23 protein-coding genes are annotated in these 22711 nt (G+C 41.2%); 9 read left to right on the top strand and 14 right to left on the bottom strand.

The features are described from left to right. Window positions 1–93: 93 nt before the first annotated feature. Both CKW02_RS03670 and CKW02_RS03665 read right to left on the bottom strand, forming a co-directional pair. Window positions 94–726, bottom strand: coding sequence for a type 1 glutamine amidotransferase family protein (locus tag CKW02_RS03670; protein WP_003213829.1), 633 nt, complete (start codon window positions 724–726; stop codon window positions 94–96). A gap of 74 nt (window positions 727–800) precedes the next feature. Beyond that, window positions 801–1763, bottom strand: a complete 963-nt coding sequence (locus CKW02_RS03665) for a helix-turn-helix transcriptional regulator (RefSeq protein WP_003214399.1) — start codon at window positions 1761–1763, stop codon at window positions 801–803. Between the two features lie 573 nt (window positions 1764–2336). Here CKW02_RS03665 and pbp4 point away from each other — a divergent pair. Beyond that, on the top strand, window positions 2337–4376 hold the full coding sequence (pbp4, locus tag CKW02_RS03660; RefSeq protein ID WP_003214243.1) for a penicillin-binding protein PBP4(5): 2040 nt from the start codon (window positions 2337–2339) through the stop codon (window positions 4374–4376). 134 nt (window positions 4377–4510) lie between these two features. Further along, window positions 4511–5749 carry an MFS transporter gene (locus CKW02_RS03655; protein ID WP_003214287.1) on the top strand — a complete coding sequence of 413 codons (1239 nt, stop codon included), beginning with the start codon at window positions 4511–4513 and terminating at the stop codon, window positions 5747–5749. 35 nt (window positions 5750–5784) lie between these two features. Here the strand turns inward: CKW02_RS03655 and CKW02_RS03650 are convergent, their stop codons facing one another. Genes CKW02_RS03650 through rfbF form a run of 5 tightly spaced genes read right to left on the bottom strand, consistent with a single transcriptional unit; the run spans window position 5785 to window position 10566 of the window. Then, on the bottom strand, window positions 5785–6714 hold the full coding sequence (locus CKW02_RS03650; protein WP_003214097.1) for a putative nucleotide-diphospho-sugar transferase: 930 nt from the start codon (window positions 6712–6714) through the stop codon (window positions 5785–5787). Beyond that, entirely contained in the window at window positions 6715–7905 is a 1191-nt protein-coding gene (locus CKW02_RS03645) for a glycosyltransferase family 2 protein (protein WP_003213941.1), read from the bottom strand. Further along, window positions 7902–8813 carry a putative nucleotide-diphospho-sugar transferase gene (locus tag CKW02_RS03640; RefSeq protein WP_003214380.1) on the bottom strand — a complete coding sequence of 304 codons (912 nt, stop codon included), beginning with the start codon at window positions 8811–8813 and terminating at the stop codon, window positions 7902–7904. The genes CKW02_RS03645 and CKW02_RS03640 overlap by 4 nt, the downstream gene beginning before the upstream one ends. 12 nt (window positions 8814–8825) lie before the next feature. Next, window positions 8826–9797 (bottom strand): GDP-mannose 4,6-dehydratase, encoded by a 972-nt coding sequence (locus tag CKW02_RS03635; protein WP_034620236.1) that lies wholly within the window; start codon window positions 9795–9797, stop codon window positions 8826–8828. A 4-nt stretch (window positions 9798–9801) separates the two neighbouring features. Continuing rightward, window positions 9802–10566 carry a glucose-1-phosphate cytidylyltransferase gene (rfbF, locus tag CKW02_RS03630; protein ID WP_003214374.1) on the bottom strand — a complete coding sequence of 255 codons (765 nt, stop codon included), beginning with the start codon at window positions 10564–10566 and terminating at the stop codon, window positions 9802–9804. Between the two features lie 356 nt (window positions 10567–10922). Between rfbF and CKW02_RS03625 the strand changes: the two genes are divergently transcribed. Both CKW02_RS03625 and CKW02_RS03620 read left to right on the top strand, forming a co-directional pair. Further along, a complete protein-coding gene (locus CKW02_RS03625; RefSeq protein ID WP_003213883.1) occupies window positions 10923–11072 on the top strand; it encodes a DUF1540 domain-containing protein in 150 nt (49 codons plus the stop codon). Window positions 11073–11270: 198 nt separating this feature from the next. Continuing rightward, window positions 11271–12350, top strand: coding sequence for a DUF3900 domain-containing protein (locus CKW02_RS03620; RefSeq protein ID WP_003214099.1), 1080 nt, complete (start codon window positions 11271–11273; stop codon window positions 12348–12350). 64 nt (window positions 12351–12414) lie between these two features. Here the strand turns inward: CKW02_RS03620 and CKW02_RS03615 are convergent, their stop codons facing one another. After that, on the bottom strand, window positions 12415–13614 hold the full coding sequence (locus CKW02_RS03615) for an MFS transporter (RefSeq protein WP_003214222.1): 1200 nt from the start codon (window positions 13612–13614) through the stop codon (window positions 12415–12417). A 103-nt stretch (window positions 13615–13717) separates the two neighbouring features. Between CKW02_RS03615 and CKW02_RS03610 the strand changes: the two genes are divergently transcribed. Further along, a complete protein-coding gene (locus CKW02_RS03610) occupies window positions 13718–14626 on the top strand; it encodes a LysR family transcriptional regulator (RefSeq protein WP_034620198.1) in 909 nt (302 codons plus the stop codon). Between the two features lie 33 nt (window positions 14627–14659). Here CKW02_RS03610 and CKW02_RS03605 read toward each other — a convergent pair whose 3' ends face one another. Further along, window positions 14660–15139, bottom strand: coding sequence for an aminoacyl-tRNA deacylase (locus CKW02_RS03605; RefSeq protein ID WP_003214204.1), 480 nt, complete (start codon window positions 15137–15139; stop codon window positions 14660–14662). A 145-nt stretch (window positions 15140–15284) separates the two neighbouring features. Here CKW02_RS03605 and CKW02_RS03600 point away from each other — a divergent pair, with 145 nt between their 5' ends. Continuing rightward, window positions 15285–16484, top strand: coding sequence for an MFS transporter (locus CKW02_RS03600; RefSeq protein ID WP_003214036.1), 1200 nt, complete (start codon window positions 15285–15287; stop codon window positions 16482–16484). A 17-nt stretch (window positions 16485–16501) separates the two neighbouring features. On the opposite strand, the gene CKW02_RS03595 is transcribed toward CKW02_RS03600, so the two are convergent. Continuing rightward, window positions 16502–17233 carry a MurR/RpiR family transcriptional regulator gene (locus CKW02_RS03595; protein ID WP_003213997.1) on the bottom strand — a complete coding sequence of 244 codons (732 nt, stop codon included), beginning with the start codon at window positions 17231–17233 and terminating at the stop codon, window positions 16502–16504. 199 nt (window positions 17234–17432) lie between these two features. Here CKW02_RS03595 and CKW02_RS03590 point away from each other — a divergent pair, with 199 nt between their 5' ends. Next, a complete protein-coding gene (locus CKW02_RS03590) occupies window positions 17433–18761 on the top strand; it encodes a 6-phospho-beta-glucosidase (protein ID WP_003214205.1) in 1329 nt (442 codons plus the stop codon). 32 nt (window positions 18762–18793) lie between these two features. Here CKW02_RS03590 and CKW02_RS03585 read toward each other — a convergent pair whose 3' ends face one another. Beyond that, complete coding sequence (locus CKW02_RS03585; protein WP_003214027.1) at window positions 18794–19441, bottom strand: DUF3885 domain-containing protein; 648 nt, start codon at window positions 19439–19441, stop codon at window positions 18794–18796. 113 nt (window positions 19442–19554) lie between these two features. On the opposite strand from CKW02_RS03585, the gene CKW02_RS03580 reads away from it, so the two are divergent. Next, window positions 19555–19755, top strand: a complete 201-nt coding sequence (locus CKW02_RS03580; RefSeq protein ID WP_003214492.1) for a hypothetical protein — start codon at window positions 19555–19557, stop codon at window positions 19753–19755. Between the two features lie 10 nt (window positions 19756–19765). Here the strand turns inward: CKW02_RS03580 and CKW02_RS03575 are convergent, their stop codons facing one another. After that, a complete protein-coding gene (locus tag CKW02_RS03575; RefSeq protein ID WP_003214233.1) occupies window positions 19766–20680 on the bottom strand; it encodes an NAD(P)/FAD-dependent oxidoreductase in 915 nt (304 codons plus the stop codon). A gap of 65 nt (window positions 20681–20745) precedes the next feature. Next, window positions 20746–21183 (bottom strand): Rrf2 family transcriptional regulator, encoded by a 438-nt coding sequence (locus tag CKW02_RS03570; protein WP_003214239.1) that lies wholly within the window; start codon window positions 21181–21183, stop codon window positions 20746–20748. 182 nt (window positions 21184–21365) lie between these two features. Here CKW02_RS03570 and CKW02_RS03565 point away from each other — a divergent pair, with 182 nt between their 5' ends. Then, window positions 21366–21737: a hypothetical protein gene (locus CKW02_RS03565; RefSeq protein WP_003214092.1), complete on the top strand. Its 372-nt coding sequence runs from the start codon at window positions 21366–21368 to the stop codon at window positions 21735–21737. A 54-nt stretch (window positions 21738–21791) separates the two neighbouring features. Here CKW02_RS03565 and CKW02_RS03560 read toward each other — a convergent pair whose 3' ends face one another. Further along, complete coding sequence (locus CKW02_RS03560; protein WP_003213867.1) at window positions 21792–22646, bottom strand: SMI1/KNR4 family protein; 855 nt, start codon at window positions 22644–22646, stop codon at window positions 21792–21794. Between the last annotated feature and the right edge of the window lie 65 nt (window positions 22647–22711).

Raw genomic sequence — 22711 nt, 5'->3', positions numbered from 1 at the left:
AACATGCAAATAGAAAATGATAAGGCAAGTCCAAAATAAAAAGCTACACTTCTCTACAAATCAAAATAGAGAAATGGAGCTTTTTCAGTTACTTCATTTATTTATTGAATTCATCAACCGGAAGAAATATTCAGATTGATGTGTCTTATTCAGGTTATACCAAGAATGTAAGGTATCTGGTGTAAATACTTCTATTTTTTTCAGCACTTCCATTGCAAATTCTAAAGGGGCTATTCCTGATGCAGTAACTAAATTCGCATCAGATACCGCAGGTGCCAACTCATAGAACTTCTCTCCTTGATAGTTAGGACATACCATTTTAGTATATTCTAAGTTATTACTTGTATGCCTTCTAGTATTTAAGTATCCCCTATTCGCGAGCCCCTCAGTTGCACCACAAATTGCAGCAACAATAGTGCCCAGTTCTAAAGCTTGGCCAATTCTTTCCAAGATAGGTTGGTGAATGTCTTCACCCCAAGTCGTACCTCCTGGTAAAATGAAAAGATCTTTGTTCTCAAGGTTACATTCTTCAAGGGAAATATCTGGTTTTATACTCAAACCTCCCATAGTCGTCTTTATTTCTTTATTAGCTCCTACTGTAATTACTCTTAAAGGTGCTAAATCTTTTTTGAAATATCTACCTGAGTTTAGTTCAGCAATTAAATATCCATATTCCCAGTCAGACATCGTATCAAATACATATAGATAAGCTTTTTTTGTTTGCATCCAATCACGCTCCAATCACAGTTGATATAGCGATTATAAAATAACTTCCCTGACAGTTAACGTCAGGGAAGTTATCATACTTGGTAAAATTTTATTAAATCCGACAAAACTTCAATCATTCTTTTTTTAAGACTGATTGGCTCAACAACTTTAATAGATTTATTGTAAGGTAAAAGTAAATAAGGTACATATGTATGTATCATATCTTTTGGAAGAAGAAAAACTGCTTGATGTGAATTCCGTTCTTGTAAATAATGTCCTAAAAACCAATGTTGGCAAATATCAGCCAATACATTTTTATCCCCATGAATCACCAAAGAAATAATCTCTTCCTTATCTTCTAAAGTTGGTAGGAGACTGTTTATAAAAAAGTCACGTGCTGAAAAATTTTCTTGCTGGTCAAACTGATTTTCAGTCACCATTAGACTTTCAATTCGATCTACTCTAAAACTGCGCATATCATTCCTAAGATGACAAAATCCAATCACATACCACTTATTATTCCAATAGATCATTCTGTATGGATCGACACATCTATGATGTAATTGCTTTTCTCCACTTTTATGGTAAAGAATTTTCACCGTGTTCGCGGCTGCTATCGCCTTTTCCAACTTTTTCAGAGAAGGTTCCAAAGAGATTGAACTGGTTCGACTTATTACTTCAAGACTAGTTATATGTTGGTTTACCTTTGTTTCTTGCTCTTGATTTGAGTGTTTACTAAGTTTTGAGAGGGCTCTTTGGAGCGCTTCACCTCCATAATATCCCGCATCTTCTGCAAAAACAGCAGCGTGAAATAGTGAAATTTGCTCCTCAAAATCAAAAAATAGAGGAGCCTCTATAAAATTGTTCAATAAACGATAGCCACCGTTATGTCCTGGTTCTGAAATGATAGGTACACCACTCGTTGAAAGTGTATCAATATAACGATAAACAGTTCTTATATTCATCTCTAACTTTTCTGAAATTTGTTTTGCAGTTATTTTTTTATCTGAGCGAAGCATCCATAGGATGGCTAACAGGTTGTCAACTTTAGGCATATAATACCTCCTTTATATGAGATTTATTTATACAATTTCCGGTACAATCCATCAACTATTCCTTTCCGACAGCTTTCTATATATTGAAACTATACACACATTTGTCATTTCACACATTTAATTTACAATCATATTCCTCTCTTTATTAAGCTTTACTGCATCACGACACTTCTTTAGTCGACCTATAAGCTTCTCTTACTTCCTAACCAGTTTAATTCCTTCATGCTGTCGTATACGGATAAGATCACGTTCTAATTGGCTTACACCCGTCATAACCGTAAATTAAGAACTCGCTGTAGGGCATTATCTTCTGATATCTAGCTACATATCTTTTAATAATTTAAAATTTGTCTTTTTAAGGTGAGTAATACAAGGCTAGGTCTGGACCATAAATGATTTCACCTTTTTCCTCAATTGAGGATTTAGATTTTTTTAATAAAATTGGGTATCCTAAACGGCAAATCACAGGTCGTTTTTCTTATCTATTTCGCTAGGTTTCTATGAGAAACTATACAAATCACGACCAATCACTGTAAAATATAGAGGATCTAATCAAAAATTGAGGTGTTTTCATTGTATACGGATCAACGAAAATCATTTTGGAAACAGAAAAAAGTCATGATTCCCATTCTTAGTATCATCGTAGTTGCTGCTGCTTTCTTTTTCTTAAAAGATTCTCTTTTCTCAAAAGAAAAAGAAGCTTTAAAAGCGGCTCAATCCTTTACAAAACAAATGGAGAAGAAAGACTTTACAAAGCTGGCTGATGAGGTAACGAGTGCGTCTTTGAAAGCCAATGACTTCTCAAAAAAACAACTAGCCGACAAATACGACAATATCTTCAATGGAATTGGTGCTTATGACCTAAGCATATCAAAGCTCAACGTCGAAAAACAGGACAAAGGAAATGGGTATCAATTTTCCTATGATGTGACAATGAAAACGTCATTTGGCAAGCTGCACAAGCTATCTTACAAGGGCGTTCTCTCAGAAGAAGATGATAAATGGAAAGTCGACTGGAAGCCAAATCTCATCTTCCCGCAAATGGAGAAGGGAGATACCATCAAAGTCAAATCAGACCCTGCTGTCCGTGGAAATATCGTCGACCGAAAAGGGCGTACCCTAGCAGAAACAACTGGCGGAAGCGCACTTGGCATCATCCCTGGAAAGCTTGGCACAGGGGAAGAAAAAGAACACAATATCAAAAAAATCAGCAAAGCATTTGATATAGATGAAGAACTAATCGACAATCAGTTGAAACAAGCATGGGTCACAGACGACACGTTTGTCCCGCTCAAATCAATGTTAGAACAGAAACCGATTCCAAAGGATATAAAAGGCGTCACCTATCAATCGAAGGAAATGCGTTACTATCCTTATAACGAAGCCGCCGCCCATCTCACCGGCTATGTCGGAAAAGCAAATGCAGATGATATCAAAAGAAATCCGGCATTAAAAGCAGATCAAATCATCGGCAAAACCGGCCTTGAATTCACATTTGACAAAAACTTACGTGGACAAGATGGCGGAAGCATTTTGATCGTACATGATGAAACAGGCATTGAAGAAACATTGCAAAAATCAGATCGACAAGATGGAAAAACAGTGAAGCTGACCATTGATGCTTCTTTACAGAAAAAAGCCTATGAACAGCTGAAAGGTGAAAAAGGAGCCGTCACCATCATGAATCCATCATCAGGGGATCTATTAGCGCTTGTCAGCACCCCTTCCTATGATGTCAATCTTATGACAAACGGGATCACACCTAAGCAATATCAGGCATACAGTGAAAACCCAGATCTCCCATTCCAAGCCCGGTATGCGAGCCGGTATGCACCAGGGTCTACATTCAAAACCATTACAGCAGCCATCGGTCTGGAAACAGGTGTCACAAAGCCTAATAAAGTACGCACCATTCATGGCCTGAAATGGCAAAAGGATCAATCTTGGGGCAATTATCGAATTACACGGGTTCACGATAAAGAAAACGTAAATATGGTTGATGCCCTCGTGTACTCAGATAATATTTACTTCGGACAGGAAGCACTGGAAATTGGCAAAGATACCTATGAGAAAAAAGTGAAATTATTTGGGTTTGGCGAAGATTTGCACATGCCATTTACAATGAAACCAGCACAAGTATCGAACGACGGCATTCAATCGGACATCTTACTTGCTGACTCGGCATATGGGCAAGGCGAATTACTCATGTCACCGATTGAACAAGTACATGCCTATTCTCCATTTGCAACTGGAGGCAAGCTGGTCTACCCTCGAGTCGTTCAAGATGAGAAAACAGCATCACCAAAACAAATCATCAAAGAAGACTCGGCAAATACAGTGAAAGACGCGCTCACTCAGGTCGTGACGAGTCCAAACGGTACAGCTCACTCCTTACAAATTGAAGGAGCTGATATTGCCGCTAAAACAGGAACGGCAGAGCTGAAGAGCAAACAAGGAGCGACAGACGGTTCTGAAAATGGATTTTTACTTGCATTTAATCCTAAAAAAGAAGATTACGTCCTCGTCGGCATGATTGAAGGTGTAAAAAATCGCGGTGGTAGTGGACTCGTCATTCAAAAAATGAAGCCTGTCATCGCAACTTTTTATAAGTAACCATTTAGAGACACAAGCGCTTGTGTCTCTTTTTACTAAATCATGACAATTTGCTATTGTTTTATAGTTCACCTTATGAATAAAATGAGAAGAATGCAAAATAGAAAACAGTTGAATGAAAGGAGGAAGTCTCATTGGCTATTGCTGCTCGTACAAAGGATAAACCTCAAAATTCTGTCACTGGATCAACGGTTTATCCCATTTTATTGATTATTGGCATTTGCCATATGCTCAATGACACTTTGCAAGCCGTTATTCCTGCCATGTTCCCTATTTTAGAACGCTCAATGGGGCTGACCTTTACACAATTAGGGCTGATTGCCTTTACATTAAATATGGTCTCCTCCGTGATGCAGCCCGCTATTGGGTGGTACACAGATAAAAGGCCGATGCCTTATGCACTCCCGGTTGCTTTATTTTCTAGTGCTGTCGGTATATTCGGGCTTGCGTTTGCGCCTTCCTTTGCCACCATCTTGCTTTGCGTTGTCTTTATCGGACTCGGCTCTGCCATTTTTCATCCAGAGGGTTCCCGCGTTGCCAACATGGCAGCTGGTCCAAGACGAGGACTTGCACAATCCATCTATCAAGTAGGCGGAAATACAGGTCAAGCCTTTGCTCCGCTGATCGCTGCTTTAATGCTCGTCCCTCTCGGTCAGCCAGGCGTGGCTTGGTTTACGATTGTTGGAATGATGGCTGTCGGTTTCCTTCTTTATATTTCAAGATGGTACGCAGGAAGACTTCAAACCATTCGAGCTCAAGCGAAAAAAGCTCCAGCAAAAGCTGCAAGATCTGAACTTCACCGTAAGTCAGCACTCACAGCACTTGGCATTATCGTCTTTCTCATCTTTGCCCGCTCTTGGTATGGGAATGCGATATCAAATTTCTATGCGTTTTATGCGATTGAACAATATGGATTGACGATTAAAGAATCACAGACTTATATTTTCTTATTTCTCATTCTAGGTGCAATTGGGACATTTTTAGGCGGACCGCTTGCAGACCGCTTCGGCAAGAAAACGGTGATTTTAATTTCCTTATTGGCATCCTTTCCACTTGCCTTGCTGCTGCCATTTGCCGGACCTGTTTTTGCCTATGTTTTACTTGGACTGATTGGAGTCATTCTGACGTCAAGCTTCTCTGTCACAGTCGTTTATGCTCAAGAACTATTTCCCGGGAAAATTGGCACAATGTCTGGTTTAACGGTTGGACTTGCGTTTGGTATGGGTGCAATCGGATCGGTCGCTCTAGGCTCATTCATTGATGCCTTCGGTTTAACGCCTACCATGATCGGAGTCGCCTTTTTACCGATATTAGGCATCCTTGCATTCTTACTACCTAGCGATCAAACCATCTCCAAATGGAATGAATCATAAAAAGGAGAAAACCGCTCAGTGATTGAGCGGTTTTTTCATATCTCATAAAAATGCGTATCAGGTACATGCTTCTTTGCAATAAACCCTTGCTGGAATTCCGGAAAGACCTTTTGCACCTGTTTGATTTTTTGATGAACCAAATCGGCATATGGAATATATAGATGATCCACAAGCTTTTGTTCTGTCATATAGTAATACCAATTCAGATTAAAGGTATTCTCATCAATGATCGTAAAGGCAGAAAAATGATAGAACAAGAGTGGACATTCGTCGAGATACATTTCCCCTTTCACAACTGAAAGCTTGTAGTTTTCAATATTCCAAATCGCGGCATTGGCTCCTTTAGATGTCACCACATGGACCCCTTCAAAATCATCGATCCATCTTTCAACATACCGCTGATCTCCATACGTCTTATTTTTTGTATCCATTTCGACTGTACAGTGTGCAAGACAGTTTTCCTTCCATTGTGTGACCGCCCGTTTGGCAACGTCTGTGTTGCGGCAGCCGACAAATCCAGTATTGAAGCGGCCAGATAACTCATAAAAGTGATAGAACCGCTTGGAATTCATATGATCCGTCAAAAATAAATGAGCGAGTGGATTCTCTGCAAATATCGCCTCTGGATCATGATAAAAATACAAATCCGTATCCAAATGGGCGAGATAATCCGCTTCTGAGGACTCAAGGATTTTGAGCAAAAAAACGGGCTTTAACGTCCAGCAATACTCATGGAACGTCCGATCATCCTTTGCCTCTCGCAGCGTCTCATCTTCAATATCTTCAAGCTGTTCATATTTAACGTGCGGATGAGGAAATTCACTTAACACCTTGTAAGCCAAAGGGTCTGCACATAGAACAGACAACTTGAATGAATGAGCGGTTTGTTCAAGCGAATGAATCAGCGCCAAAAGCTTAAAAACATGTGTATTCGACACAATGGTTGTAAAATGATAAGACGCCATCTACAACACATCCACTTGAAACAAATCAACGCGTAATAACTCTTTTGTCAGCCCTTGAATGGCTTCTACAACCACTGTGCAGCCATATTCCTGCCGCGCAAGCTGCGCTGCCTCGGACAGTTTTTTCAAAGGGACATGTCTAGCGGTCAGCTGATCTTTTTTATCGCGTTTGACGCCTACGTTTCGCTCCGTGATCAAATGAAGCAGCTCTAAAAAATAAGAGAGCAGACCATCGAATACCGGATTATCACGCAGCTGCCGGACTTCTTTTACAATGTCATTTGTGATGGTGTGAGAAAATGGACCAGAGAAAGCCAAATGGACATCAATGGCATCAATATTGTTGTACTTCTCGCACATATACAAAATGTTATATTTGATGTCATCAAATGACGTTAAATTACTTGGATGCTCCTGATGCACGCTCATGATATCCTCTCGCAATTCAAAGGAGAGACCAAGCTGATGCAGACGAATTCCTAAATCATAATCCTCAAACCCGTACCGAACGATCTGTTCATCAAACATCCCGAGCGCGATGACATGCTTGCGTTTGACAGAGGAGTTATTCGTAATAAAAAATCGCCACGGCAGCTCATAAGAGCCTAAATCATAGTTGTACGTGCGCAAAATGTCTTTGAGGATATCAATAAACTCAGACTGCAAATCGAAGCTTTTCTCTAGAAATGCACCATTTTCAACTTCCTTCATTGATAAAAGAGGCGTTTTATCATTCATTTTCCGCTTATACAGGCCTTGCTTTTTCAACCGATTGATATGATCCTGATCAAATGCTTCGTAAAAATAACGATAAATCCGCTTCCAGCATACACCACAAATGACAAGGTCCTCATGATCAGCATGTGCCTCCGCATGCTTTTGAATAAATTGCGGCTCTGCCAGCATATCGCTGTCATGGAATATCAGCAGGTCTCCCTCCGCCTCGCGAATGGCATGATTGCGCCCCTTGGCTATCCCTTGATTGACAGGAATACGCACCTTTTTAAACGGGAAATTCACCTCAATGTTCTCAAGCATTTCCATCGTGCCGTCCGTTGACCCATTATCGGCGACAATGACCTCAAACGGAATATTCGTATCCTGAAGCGTTAAGGAAAAAAGACTCCCTTCTAAACGCTCCTTGGCATTATAGCTCGGAATAATGACGCTTACCTTTGGCTTCTCATTCATGCGTCATCCTCCTCCAATTTGGCATAGCCGTTAAACAGCGGATCGACCTGCTCAACAGATTCAATCACATGGCGCAGCACGTTTCGATAGGCTTCTTGGAAAAACGGCAGATCATCTCTCCCTTTTTCATGAATTTGCTGCATCTCATCCTTGCTCACGATGCGAAAGCCGCTGAAATGATAGCAAATGAGCGGATGCCCATCCTCCAGCAAAATCCGTCCATTTTCTTCCCGATAGGAATGCTGCCCATAGTTCCAATGACCAATATTCACGCCTTTTGTTTGAATATCCTCCACTTTTTCAAACAGCTTCGGCATATGATCGAGATATCCTTGATCGCCAAACTTGCCTTCTCCCGGTGCATTTTTGCATTCCTTCAAGCATTCTTCCTTCCACCAGCTGAGGCATTTTCGTCCGGCTTTATCTCCTTTAAAATGCAGGAAGCCAGAGTTATAGCGACCTAAAAGCTTCTGAAGCATTTTCACTTCCTCAGGATCGAAGCTCGGAATCACAATATCCCCTCTCGAAAGTAAAACAGAGGCATCCGGCTGATGTTGAAAAATCACTTGCGGGCTCTCATAAAAAAATAAATCCGCATCAAGATAGGTTACTCCTTCTGCCTGCTCCTGTTCAAATAACCACTCAATCCACATCGGTTTTAATGTCCAGCAATATTCCGAGGCATCCCGTTCCTCTTTTTTCTCCAGCAGCTCCGGCGTTTCGAGCTCCCGTACATGAACAAGATCAACATGAGGAAAATTCATTTGATGAAGCAGATCAAATGCAGCATCATCCATACATAACGTCTTGATGACAGCATCATCTTCTACTTGCTTCAATGACAAGAAAAACGCAATGGCTTGATAAAGTCTTCCACTTGATAGAACCGTACAATATATGCTGTTCATCTACTTACACCTCTATTTTTGAAAGAATTCGCGGTACCATTCAATCGTCTTCTCTAAACCTTCATCAATCGAGTAGTCTGGCTTCCAATCAAGCAGCTTTCTCGCCTTTTCTGCCGACAAATATTGATGCTTTATCTCATGCGTTCCTTGGTTTAAAATACGAGGCTTCAGTTCACTGCCCATTGCCTTTAAAATCTTATCCACGAGCTCAAGAACCGTCAGCTGAATTTCATTACTAAAGTTAAAGGCTTCTCCAGCGAGCCCTTTTTCCTCCATCTTCTCAGCTAGCAACAAATAAGCCTTAACCGCATCTTCAATGTAGAAATAATCACGAATAAATGTCCCGTCACTTCTAATTTCCGGCGCTTCTCCTTCTAGCACAAGCTGGATGGTTTGCGGAATGATTCTGTTGAAATTTAAATCCCCGCCCCCGTATAAATTGCCGCAGCGCGTAATACAAACTGGAAGACCATATGTGTTGTAATACGTGTGAGAAATTAAATCTGCACAGCTCTTTGATACATCATACGGATGTTTCGCATTTAGCGGCATGTCTTCATCGTATGGAAGCTGTTCCTGATCGCCGTATGCTTTGTCACTTGATGCCACGATGACTCGTTTGATCAGCGGCTGTCTTCTGCACGCCTCGAGTACATTCCATGTCCCTAAAATATTGGCTTCAAATGTAGAAACAGGGTGTCTATTTGCGACCCCAACAATGGCCTGCGCCGCCAAATGGAAGACAGTATCAATTTCGTATTCTCCTAACGCACGTTCAATCGTTTGCATATCCTCCAATGCACCTTGCACCACATTCATCTTTTCAAATTGACTGCCTTGATATAAATTCGATCGAGGCACCTGATCACGCACAAGTCCCGTCACGTTTGCCCCTTGATCAATCAATTCCTTGACGAGATAGCTTCCCAATAGTCCTGTACATCCAGTCACAAATACGTTTTTCCCATTCCAAAATCCGCTCATGCCGTCACCAAACCTTCCATGGTTGTTTTCCATTTGTCCACATGCCATTGATTTCCTTCAGGTTCTTATACGTATCGATCGCTGTCCAAAATCCGTGGTGCTCATAAACCGCAAGCTCTCCATCATTCGCCAGATTTTGAAGAGGCTCCGCTTCAAACACGCATTGATCATCGTCTGTCAAATAGTCAAATACCTTTGGAGACAACACAAAAAATCCTCCATTGATCATCCCGATACTGTCTGTCTTCTCAGAGAAGGATTGTGCCATCCCGTTATATACCTTCAACGTCCCGTACTGTGACTTCTTTTCAATTCCTGTGACAGTCGCAGCTGCCCCAAGATCCTGATGACGCTTCAGCAGATGAAACATATTGACATTGGCAAGTCCATCACCATACGTCATCATAAATGTCTCATCCCCAATGAAGTCCTGTGCCTGCTTTAACCGTCCGCCTGTCATCGTATTCTCGCCTGTATCTAAAAAAGTGATTTTCCAGTTCTCTGACTTTCCTAAAAGTTTCATCTCCCCTGTCGCCATATCTAGCTTCATGCTGTGATGCCGCCAGTCGTAGTTCAGGAAATACTCTTTGATCTTCTCTCCTTTATATCCAAGCAATAAGATAAACTCATCTACTCCGTAATACTGATAGATTTTCATAATATGCCATAGAATAGGCCGATCTCCGATCATAGCAAGTGGTTTAGGAAGCGCTTGTGTGACCTCACTCATTCTCGTTCCCTTTCCTCCGCAGAGAATGACTGCTTTCATCTTCTCCCCTCATCTCTCTATGAAAAATTTTTGATTGAAAACCTTATCTTTATGCGAAAAATCAGTGCATGTACCCTCATACTTTGTCCGACATCAGGTTTTGAATCTACTCTATTTATATGTCGAAATGAGAGAGGGTGCCACCTAGCATTTAACTATTTTTACAAATAAAAAAAGAGCGAGATTTGTATTCTCGCTCTTTCAAAGTTTAAATTGTATATTATCAGGGTAGATGGTATGATAAACATGTGCATCAACAGCACAAACAGCCTCTTTTTATCAAGAGACTACTAGATGGAATGAATTCAAGTGGCAGCTTGCTTCATTCTCAATATGAATCACGGAGGTGAATTCCCATGGCACAAAACGTACTTTGTGAAGTGAACTCTTGCCGTTTTTGGGCGGATAACAGCTGTACAGCTTCTACCATTAAAATTGGTAAAAACACAATGACTGATGTGACTCGCAATGCTGAAACTGATTGCGAAACATTTGAAACAAAATAAGTGATTTTTCTGAGATGAAGGAACTAGCAGGTTCCTTCTTTTCTTTTATCATTCTATCAAGAATGATAATTATTATCAAGTGTTTTTCATTAAACATTTCTCGGGAAATAATGACACGATATTTCTCCATTCGTTGACGATTTTCACTCCTTTTTCTATACTCAACATATCCGAAGAAGAAAAAGTGGTGACCAATCAATGGATTTTACGATACGTTTTCTATCATTCTTTGTCGTAGAAATCGAAGGCAAAGATGAACAAGCAAATAAACGGTTCAAGCATTATCAAACATTAGATCAAGAGGAATTTGAACAAAGTGAGCTGAAGGACTTTTTAGATGGTGAGCTAAAAAAAATCGTCAAACGAAAAGTGGACAGACACCCTAAATCTGAACAAGTACCAACCAAAATTGGCCGGTTCATTGTCGAACCCGGTCATGAACTCGATTCAAATCCAAACTACAATTTATTTCATCAGACGAGATTTGCCGATACAAAAGAAGTATTTAATGAATGCAGTGAACAGTTTGTTCGCACGTATTTAGATACAAGTGCTGTCAGAGGCGGCGTTTTTTTAGTTGCGTCTGCCGTTCCTAAAAAGTACTTCGATGACTCCTTTGTCTTTATTATGAAATGCGATTTTGAACAGAAAGTTGCTTCTATCGCTGATACATCTACCTTGATCAAAAAAGTAGAAATGGCTATTACAACAAAAAACATGAAATCAATTCAATACCCTTTTATGCCAGAAGAGAGCATGACAGAGGAAGCTGAAGTGAAAATTCACCAATCCTCACATGCTCGTTATTTTGAGGACTTTCTGAAATTCGTCGAATACGGAGAATCTATGCCTGAAATCATGAAATCACAGGTCATGAACATGGTGCAGGAACAAGTATTTGAAACATTACAGGATGAAAGTGAAGAATTAAAGCAGTTCGAAGAGGATCTTGAAGTATGGGAAGCGAGTGAAAAACGAGAAATTAGAGAAACACTCGATACAGAACAGGTCACACTAGCAGCTTCTCACATTGTGGAACAAACCCCTGATATCACAATGAAAATGCGTCTAGGTGAAACAGAAATCAAAGGGCTTCTAGCGGACTTTGGCCACTCGATCCATATTGCGAAGGTCAACAATCGATATGTCGTGCTCGTCGAAGCAGACCAAATTGTCTTCGAAAAAGGAAGCACACCTGTAGAATTCCATAAACCAAATGGATTAAAAGAGGTTGTCAGCCAGCTCACGCAAAAAGCCTACGATTCAGACTTAGAATAAGAGAATATGACTGCCTCCTGCGATCAGCTGCATGAGGCAGTTTTTTTATATGACGCTTTATTTTTTACACTGCACTAGAAGAAACATGCTGCCCGCCTCTTATCCACATGCTGACAAGCATTAAGCTTATGATGAGCATCAACCAAAAGACGCTGTTTGTTCCGAAAAACTGAATCAATGTATACCCGCACAAAGGCCCTAAAGCAGCCCCCATATCTTGAACAAAAGAATAGCTGGCGAGAAAGCGGTTCTTATCTGTTTGAGCAGAGGCTTTTTGAAAGGCAAGTGTATCGGTGAACGTTGTTACAATCGTTGCCAGCAGCTGAATCAAAAGCAGCATCAATAGGAACCAGCCGCTTACCTTCAGCATGACCCCAAGAAAACTGAGCCCTCCAAATGAAAGAAACATCCAGCATAGCATTCGTTCCTTCATCACAAGCCGATCAAACCATTTGCCCGTTCTCGGTGCTACAAATGGTTCCCATCCCCACCTAATTGCTTGAATCACACCGCTTAAAGCCGAAGCTCCGATGACAAAGCCAAACAGAGTCAATTGATCCTGGTCAATCTTTGCTTCAATGACATGACTCAGCGTGGATGCGAATAAACCTTGAATGATCAGTGCGATCAGCATGCCTGTTATCAGTACTTTTACAACATCTCGTGTAAACCACTTTTGTTTGATGCCATGATACACCTGCGTGCCTTCTCTCTTTTCAATTTCATCCAACGATACATAAAAAATGCATCCCATCAATGTAAGTAAACCAAAGACTAGCGTCATGGACTGGAAGCCGATCAAGCTAGCAAAGATTCCGCCAAATAACATGCCAAATAAACTGCCAAGCCGGTAAAGCCCATTATAAAGCCCCGTCAAATGTCCTTGTGAGCCTTCGTCCATTTCAGCCAAAACCCTCATCCCGCTCATTCGGAGTAATGTCCAAGCGAGACCCCATGCGCAGCGGCAGATAAGCAGCAGCCAAAAGCCGCTCATCCCATATAATATCGTGGTCACTGACGCGATCAAAATCGCGATCAATACACCCGTCTTCATTGGGATATAGCGATAGAGCCACCATACGACAGGTGCTAGCGGGATACGAATGAATCGGTTGATGGACAGCAGTAACCCGACCTCCCAAATGGATGATAAACCAATCTCTTTCCAATAGACCGGGAGAACAATATAGAGCATTGAATCCCCAATAAGTGCAAATGCTGTGATGAGCGATATTGACACAACTTGCTTTTGACGACGATCCATTTTTTCTTCCCCCTTCGCTACCTTTACGATAAGGGATGCCTTATAATAAATCTAATGAATGTTTTTGATTGTTTTATCAAAATAATTGATAGGTGGTGCGAAGTTGAATTTACATGCCCTTCGGATTTTTGCAAAGGTCGCAGAGACAAAAAGCGTCACACAAACTGCCGACGCACTATCTTTGACACAGCCAGCTGTGACGGCTCAGCTTAGAAGCATTGAACGAGAGATCGGGTTTCGCCTTTTTAAACGAAACGGTCGGGGCATTGCGCTCACAGAAATGGGAAAGATGCTGTATCCTTATGCCCGGCAAGTGTTTGAGGCTGAAAAGGAAGCAGAATATCAGATCACGCTATTACAAAACGGGAAGAAGGGGCGCCTCCGCATCGGTTCTACCTATGTACCACTCAACTTTTTACTGCCTGATTGGCTGGCTGCTTTTAAAACGTCATCACCACAGACAGAAATCGAATTAAAAAGCGGAAATTCCGCTCAAGTGATAGAGAGCCTGCTTCAATATGAATCAGATGTCGCCATCGCTGTAATTGAAGATTTGCATCATGAGGAGATCGTTACCTCTCATTTGACGAATTTAAGCTATGATTTTATTGTGCCAGCAGACCATCTGTTGAACGGAAAAACCGTTCCGCTAGAGCACCTGAGTCAGGAGCCCTTTTTAATGCGTGAAGAAGGCAGCTCCACTAGAGATAAGCTCTTTTCCCTGTTCACCTCGAAAGGAATTAAAAAACCGACTGTTGATTTACAATTCAGCGGTGTTCATGAAGCGATTCAAATGATTAAAGCTGGCTATGGGATCACACTTGTTCCCCGTGATGCGGTTCAAGGCAGTCTCAAGCGGAAAGAGATTGGGCGTGTATATATCGAAGGCATAGAAATCGTCAGACCTGTTGTGATCTGCAAACGGGCGAATGATCTTGAAGAGAATAGAACCGTGGATGCCTTCCTGCAAATGAAAGATATCGGTCCATTTAAGGAGCCTACTGCAAATTAAAAAAGTGCCTGCATGAGAAACAGGCACTTTTTTCTATTCTGCTGGCTGCACGATGTCATACGGTACAGCCTTTGAGGCTTTCACTAATTGTTCTGGTGTGATCAGTATTTCATTTCCCCATTCACCTGCTCCAACACCTAATACTTCTTCCTCTAATAGCGAAGCTTCGATGATGGTGCGGAATCCTTCTGGCTGCCAGCAAAACGGCGGAATCGAACCAATTCGATAGCCCGTCACTTCAAGAACCTTCTCCGGTGAAGCCATTTTAATATTACGGGAGCCGGCCGCTTTCTTTAGTTTCCCTGACTTAATATGCTGGTCAGCGCCAACCATCACAAGCAGCTGCTCCCCTTCTCCTGTTTCAAAAATCAATGTTTTAATCATTTGTCTTTCACGAAAACCAAGGGCTGCCGCTACATTTGCTGCTCCCTTTTCTGTTTCGGCAGAAAATGTTTTGATCTCATATGGGATGCTGTGCTGATTCAAGAATTCATGTGCTGGCAGTACTTTCATTGATTTGAACCCCTTTCCTTACGATGTCTTTCATTTAGCTTATCACAATCCTCTCATCCTTAAGATGTATTTTTCAATGAAAAGCCACTGGGTCCTTCTTCACCATGCTATACTGAACTTGTTTTTGAAAAGGAGCCGGTTGGATATGGGAAACAAGTTTTGGTACTATACAGGCAGTAAAAGCCTTCTCATGCTAAGTGATATTCTATTTGTCATGACGATCACATTTGTGATCTATCAAGATACACAATCTGTTGCGTATGCGGCTTTATTTCCGTTAATAAGAACGCTATGCCAGCTATTAGCTGGGCTCATCTCTCCTGTTTTGGCAGATCACTATCAAGCGGGCCGGCTGTTGAAATGGGTCCCGCTTTTACGTCTTGGGATGCTCATCGTGTTTACAGCTCAATTTCATTTCTTTCAGCAGCATATGATTTGGCTGTTTGGTGCGCTCATTCTCATTTCCATCACAGGCGGGTTCATTAGCCCTTTATTGCAGGCCATCATGCCGATGCTTGTGCCAGAAAATCAGCTTGTGAAAGCGAACAGTACAGCCTCCATTTTTCAACAAACGGTTCAAATTGCCGGCTATTCGTTTACTGGAATGCTCGTTCTGTTCATTGGTCCCTTTTATTTAATGTGGATCACTTGTTTGATGATTGTGTTGTCTTATTTATTTTTCATCCCTTTATTTCCTCTTCTTAAGCAAGAAGACACCGTTCGAAAAGCAAATAAGATGAACAGTTTCAAGGATGGCTGGACGATCATTTGGACAAATAAAACAATTCGCACCCTGACCTTTATGGATGTGTGTGAAAATATAGCAGGCGCTGTGTGGATTGGGGCAATTACGCTTGCCTTTGTCACACAAGATTTAAACGAAAGTGAGGATTGGTGGGGATTTATCAATGCCGCTTATTATACAGGTGCCATAATAGGCGGGCTCTTAGCTGCATGGATGAGTCAATTTATTCAAAAGCAGCTTCTTCTTTTTATGGCAGCTGGGTCATTCATTTATGCAGTGCTGACTATTGTCTATTCACTGAACAGCCTGCCTTGGCTTGCTTTGCTGCTTTGTATTTTGATGGGGCCTGCTTATCAAATTCGTGATGTTTCGCAGCAAACCATTCTTCAAACGGAAACACCTGTCCAAGATTTATCAAAGGTGTACTCGGCTCATTACGTCCTTTCTTCTGTATCTGTCGGTTTATCTATTTTCTTTGTTGGATTGATTGCGGATGCATATGGGGCGAGGTCTGTGTATTTGCTAGGCGGTCTGTTTGTGCTCGTCTGTTCTGGTATTGCCATCCTTTCTTTTATGAAGCAGAAAAAAGAGAGCAGCTGATTCATGCAGCGGCTCTTTTACTTTTCTTTTAACATCGCGAACATGTCACGGGCCATCGCTTCTAAAATATACACGACTGGCGTCTGTGTCGTGATATTGGCTCGGTGAACCCGTTCGTCTGTCACGTAATAGGCAATATTTAAATCTGAAATGCGCGAAATCGTGCAGTGCTGATTGTTGGTAATGCTAATGATTTTGCTTCCTTCTCTTTTTAACTTCGAAATATGATCAATCGTAATACTGTTCTCCCCTGATACAGACAGCACAATGGTGACACTATTGTCTAAATACTGCATATTCATCGGGAAAAACGGATCATTGATGTAAAATGAAAATTTCTCAAGACTTGAAAAGTACCTTGCCCCATACTGCGCCAAAATACCAGAGCTGCCAGTGCCAATAAACAGCACATTTTTTGCATCGGCAATGAGTCTTGCTGCCTCTTTAATCTTCCCTTCAAAGTCCCCTTTTAGTGTACGTTCAATAAATTCATATAGAAAGTGCTGGGTGCTTTTTAAAGTTGGTGTCTGCTCTGCTTCTAAATACATTTTGAGCTTCACTTTAAACTCTGAAAAGCCTTCACAATTTACTTTTCGGCAAAAGCGAAGGACAGACGAGGTGGATATATGGGCAGCATCTGCTAAGTCCCGAATTCTCATATACACGACCTTTTCACTGTTTTCCATGATGTATCGGTATAAAGCGCTTTCTAGTTCATTAAAGCTGGAAATGACCTCACTTGAAAACATCTGAATTCCCCTTTCTCCAACAGCATGTCACAATGTGTTTCTTTTATGTAACAAATCTCTAAATAGGGCACCCTTGCCTAAAGACGCTGAAGTCATTTACGCACGAGCTGCTCTCACGATAAGCTATAGATGTACAAACAAAAGAATTGGCTTTTTTCTATTATAACATTGCGCGTTACATTATTCGGAGGTGCAGAACATGGCAAAAGGATTAAAGGTTGTCACAATTGGCGGAGGATCAAGCTATACACCAGAGCTTGTAGAAGGATTTATTAAACGGTACGATGAATTCCCGATTAGCGAGCTTTGGCTTGTCGATATTGAAGCAGGAAAAGAAAAGCTTGAAATCGTCGGAGATCTTGCAAAACGAATGGTCAAAAAAGCAGGACTTCCAATCGATGTTCATTTAACATTAGATCGCCGGAAAGCGCTTGCGGACGCTGATTTCGTCACAACACAATTCCGTGTCGGACTTCTTGAAGCACGTATGAAGGATGAACGCATTCCTTTAAAATATGATGTCATTGGTCAAGAAACGAATGGTCCAGGAGGTCTATTCAAAGGGCTTCGCACCATTCCAGTCATTCTTGATATTGTGAAAGATATTGAAGAACTGTGCCCAAACGCATGGCTTGTGAACTTCACAAATCCAGCGGGTATGGTTACAGAAGCCGTACTTCGCTATTCAAACCATCGCAAAGTCGTTGGACTATGCAACGTGCCAATCGGCATTCGCATGGGAATTGCCAAAGGGCTTGATGTCGACGCAAGCAGAGTCGAGGTCAGCTTTGCTGGATTGAACCATATGGTCTTTGGACTCAATGTATTCTTAGATGGCAAAAGTATCATGGATCAAGTCATCGAAGACATGGCAGATCCAAACTCCACGATGTCGATGAACAACATTCATGCCATTCCGTGGGATGCTGATTTCTTAAAAGGGCTTGGCGTGATTCCATGTCCATATCACCGCTACTACTACAAAACAAGTGACATGCTGGCTGAAGAAAAGAAAGCAGCAGAGAATGAGGGCACTCGTGCAGAAGTCGTACGTGCACTAGAAAATGACTTGTTCGAGCTGTACAAAGACCCTGATCTTGATATCAAGCCACCACAGCTTGAAAAACGAGGCGGTGCCTACTACAGTGATGCGGCTTGTAACTTGATTGCATCCATTTATAACGACAAGCATGACATTCAGCCTGTGAACACGATCAACAATGGTGCCATCAGTGACATTCCAAATGATTCTGCTGTTGAACTGAACTGTGTCATCACAAAAGACGGCCCTAAACCAATTGCTGTTGGCGAAATGCCAGTCGCAGTCAAAGGACTTATTTCTCAAATTAAATCCTTTGAACGTGTTGCCGCTGAAGCAGCCGTGACAGGCGATTACAACACAGCACTTGTCGCAATGACGATCAACCCGCTCGTCCCATCAGATGCCATTGCAAAAAGCATCCTAGATGAAATGCTAGAAGCACACAAAGAATATTTACCACAGTTCTTCAATAAAGTAGAAGCATAAAACAGAACCGCACTTGTCAAAAGTGCGGTTTTTTATTTGGCTGCAAACAGGCGGTCCATCTTAGGGCGATCATAGTCTAATAGCCAGTGCTGTAAGCCTTCATAGACTGGTCTTAAACGCTCTGGCTCTGCCGCAATGAGATCACAGCCTCGATCATCATATAAGTGAAAAATCATCTGTTTTGAGAGATTGATAAGATAGATTTCATACCCCAGTTTTCCCTTCAAAATCTGATTTGGTGTAAAAAAATCTTCTTGGCACATCGCATGAAGCAAAGGGCGCAACCGAATATCTCGCAGACGGCAGTTGATTGTAAACCGCTCTAACTTCATGCTCTCTTCTATTTCTGGGTGTTCATAGGTCAAAAGCTTATGACGCAATCGGTAACGCATTTTCCGATTGACATATTTTTGATAAACCAAGAGCTTACGCTTCGTTAATTCATGTTCATGTTCTGTATACACATCCGTTACAAGCAGCATCTCGTCTTCTGGATCAAAAGCATATTTCACAATCTCTAAAGCACGATCTCCCGCTTTTTCTAATACAATCGATTTTTTTCCTAATGACCAATCTGCCACTTCAAACCGAAGCCCAATAGGCCACCCATAAAAAAGAGGCGGCGTGAGGACAAGATGAGGAAAATGATTTTTTAGAAACATATTTGTTTGATCACTCATTTGCTTTCCTTTCACTCGTTTTATATTTCATTTTACCGTTGAAACATACAGGAAAACAATTGGAAATAAACTGTCATTTCTTATATGATAGAAAGAGATGGAGGTGTGACCAATTGAAAAAATGGTTTTTACAGGTGTTCCTCACAGCATTGATCACCATGTGGATACAGACTGGACTTGATCAGGCGAACATCATTCATATCACTAATGTATGGGTCGATGCCAGCAGCTGGATCCTGATCTTCTTTGTCATCTACGCACTTTTTGAATGGACAGCTCACATTTTAGTAAAACGGAAAACCGTTCATCGCTAAACATCTCTTTTCATAGAGATGTTTTTTGTTGAAATTCTTCTTGCACAAGTTCATGGATGACGCCCATTCCTGCTTGGCTACCAGCAGCTGCTGCAAGAACAAGTTGAGCAGGCCCGCCTAAATTGTCACCGCTCGCAAAGACACCGCTGACGGTTGTACGTCCAAGAATATCTGTTTCAATACCACCATTTTTCGTCATTTGACAGCCTAGTTTTTCAGCAAATGGAGCTGACTGCTTGAATTCACTTGCGACAAATCCGCCTTCTCTATTCACCGTTTCCCCATTCGCAAGGTGAAGAGAGTGCATTTGTCCATTCTCATGATGAATGGACATAATTGGTACATCAATGACTTGAATAGAATGTGCTGATAGCAGTGCCTTCTCCTCTTCAGCAAACACTTGCTTCCCATTCGTAAACACGATCAAATCCTTTGTCCAATTGGAAAGAAGTTTAGCCATATGAAAGGCACGTGAATTCTCAGCAATGAGAGCAAGCGGCTTGTCCTTTAGCTCCCAGCCATCGCAGAAAGGACAGCTAAACAACGTCTTTCCATACACTTCATGCATCCCCTTCATCTCTGGCAGTATATCCTTTAGTCCTGTTGCCAATATGATTTTCTTCGCTTCGAACCTTTCTCCCTCGTGTGTCAGTAACGTAAAGTTGTCATCATTGTTTTGTATCTCAACAATTCTACTTCGTTTGATTTGGATATGTGGGTAGTTTTGAAGGTCTGCCTCTCCCGCTTGTCTGATTTCAAACGGTGTCATTCCATCGTTTGTAATAAATCCATGTGATTCCTGCGTCACTCGATTTCTTGGCAGCTCATCATCAAATACAATGACCTGCTTTCTGCCTCGTCCTACAACAAGTGCTGCACTTAATCCAGCTGGCCCGCCTCCGATAATGGCACAATCTAATAACATATCAATCTCTCCTTTTCTATTCCAGACTTTAAAGACTCTTAATATCTATAATTAGTTCAAAAAAATCACATGTTGAAAAATGGATTTTTTTCTGTCTGCTCTATTTGACTTGCAATATCAACTAACCGCTTTTGACTTAGCGTTTCCTGCATTTTCGTTTCAACATCCTGCATGACCTGTTCAATCAAACAGCCATCATGAGGCATGAAAGAATCATGTTCTAAGGAACAACGAAATAAATTGGTTTGTCCTTCTACAGCCTGAATCACATCTAAAAACGAAATGTCTTCCTTCTGTTTCATAATGGCGTAGCCACCTTTTGCGCCAGGTGTTGATTCAATCAATCCTGCCTTCACAAGCTTTGTTAAGATTTTGGATAAATAAGTGGATGAAAGGTCTTGCATCTTGGCGAGAGGCTCAACGCCTATTGCTTTCCCCTTTGGTGCAAGAGTTAAAAACACCATCGTATGCAGTGCATAGTTGGTCGCTTTAGAATATTTCATAGGAACATCCCTTTCTATCTATTACAGACCTTTTATATCTGTAATTGATCATAAAAGATTCAAGAAGAAAAAGCAAGTGTTGTGAATCTACTTCTTTTTTCATTCCACATTTCGCATTTCCTTCCGATAATAGAGGTAAGCACGAATCAAATTTTGATGAAAACTAGAAGGAGTGAAGAGAAATGTCAGATCAACAGCACAATGCAGCACATGAAGAAGAAGAGGAATTTAACGTATACGACATGCTTCCGCCCGCAGGAACAATCATTGGAGAAGCAACAGAAGAAGAAATGGAAGCTGCGGCAGCATTAGAAGTGAGACATGTCGCGTTCATGCGCCTTCAAGATATGTTCATTCAATTTGATGGCTCGTCTTACAAAGACTTATTAAAAGACTTCCAAGAATTCGAATTGGATTCAACAAAATTCTGGAGAGCCATTGCTAGACGCCTGCAAGTTCCATACGAATGGCCAATCCGACTCGACCACGCAAACGGCCCTATTTATATAGGTGAAACAGAGGATAGCCGTGAGGTTGAGGAGAGTGCGGAGTAAGGAAATGGTGACCCCCTTTTTGGTGAGGGGGTCTATTTTAAAAATGATAAATACTTATTCCTCTAAATCAAATTCAAATGCGATTGATATATTAATGGCAATGTTATGCATCTCATCTATTTCTGATTGACTCAATTGTTTCGCAAAACGACGTGCATGCTCGACAACATCAGCATGCTGCTTAATCATTTCATCATTCATTATAAAGATCGTATTGATTGCCCAGCCAGCAGTCGTTAACATTTCTTCGTTCTGAAGGGTGTCCATATATGTTTCTACTTCAGAAAAAATCCACTTGATATCATCAATTTGTTCTACTTGGAAATTCGCGATTTTTGAAAGCTGCTCAGGGTCTTTGGTTAAAAAGATATCTTTCACTTCTTCTTTTGATAATGGTTTATTCTGCTTTTCATATTCAGCCTGCCACTCTTCATCTGACATCCCATCTTCTTCACTATCCTCTGCAGTATAATGCCCCGCAAGCAATTCATCAAACGAATCCGCTAATTTGAAATCCGTCTCATCTTCTAGATCAAAGTAATGAACCGGCGGATGTTCCTTTGTTTCTCTGTAATCCAATGCAATCCACGTATGACCATCTCCACAAATGAGCACAAGTCCCTCAGGCAATTCCCATTCTTCTATTAAATAATCACTATCCATAATGCCTTCATCTTTGGCAATTCCTCTTAAATGATCAAATGACACATGATCCTCTGCCCATCCATTCGGCTGATCCGTTGGAAAAGCGTTATGCAGTGTATACCCGCCATTTTGTTCGAGAATCAGTTTCTTATATGTATCAGGCAGGATGACGCCTAGCTTCTTTTCCGCTTTTGCGATGCCTTTCTCATTGATTTTCTTAAATGTTTCTTCACTTTCTCTGTCTTTATTCCAAAATGGTTTCAAATAAAATACCTCCAATTGTTATTTCTATCTCATTTTACCATTTAAGAGAACTAGTTTAATAGTCC

It is taken from the genome of Bacillus pumilus (assembly GCF_900186955.1).
In the GTDB taxonomy this organism is placed as follows: Bacteria; Bacillota; Bacilli; order Bacillales; family Bacillaceae; genus Bacillus; species Bacillus pumilus.
This window is presented reverse-complemented; position numbering and strand designations above follow the sequence as displayed.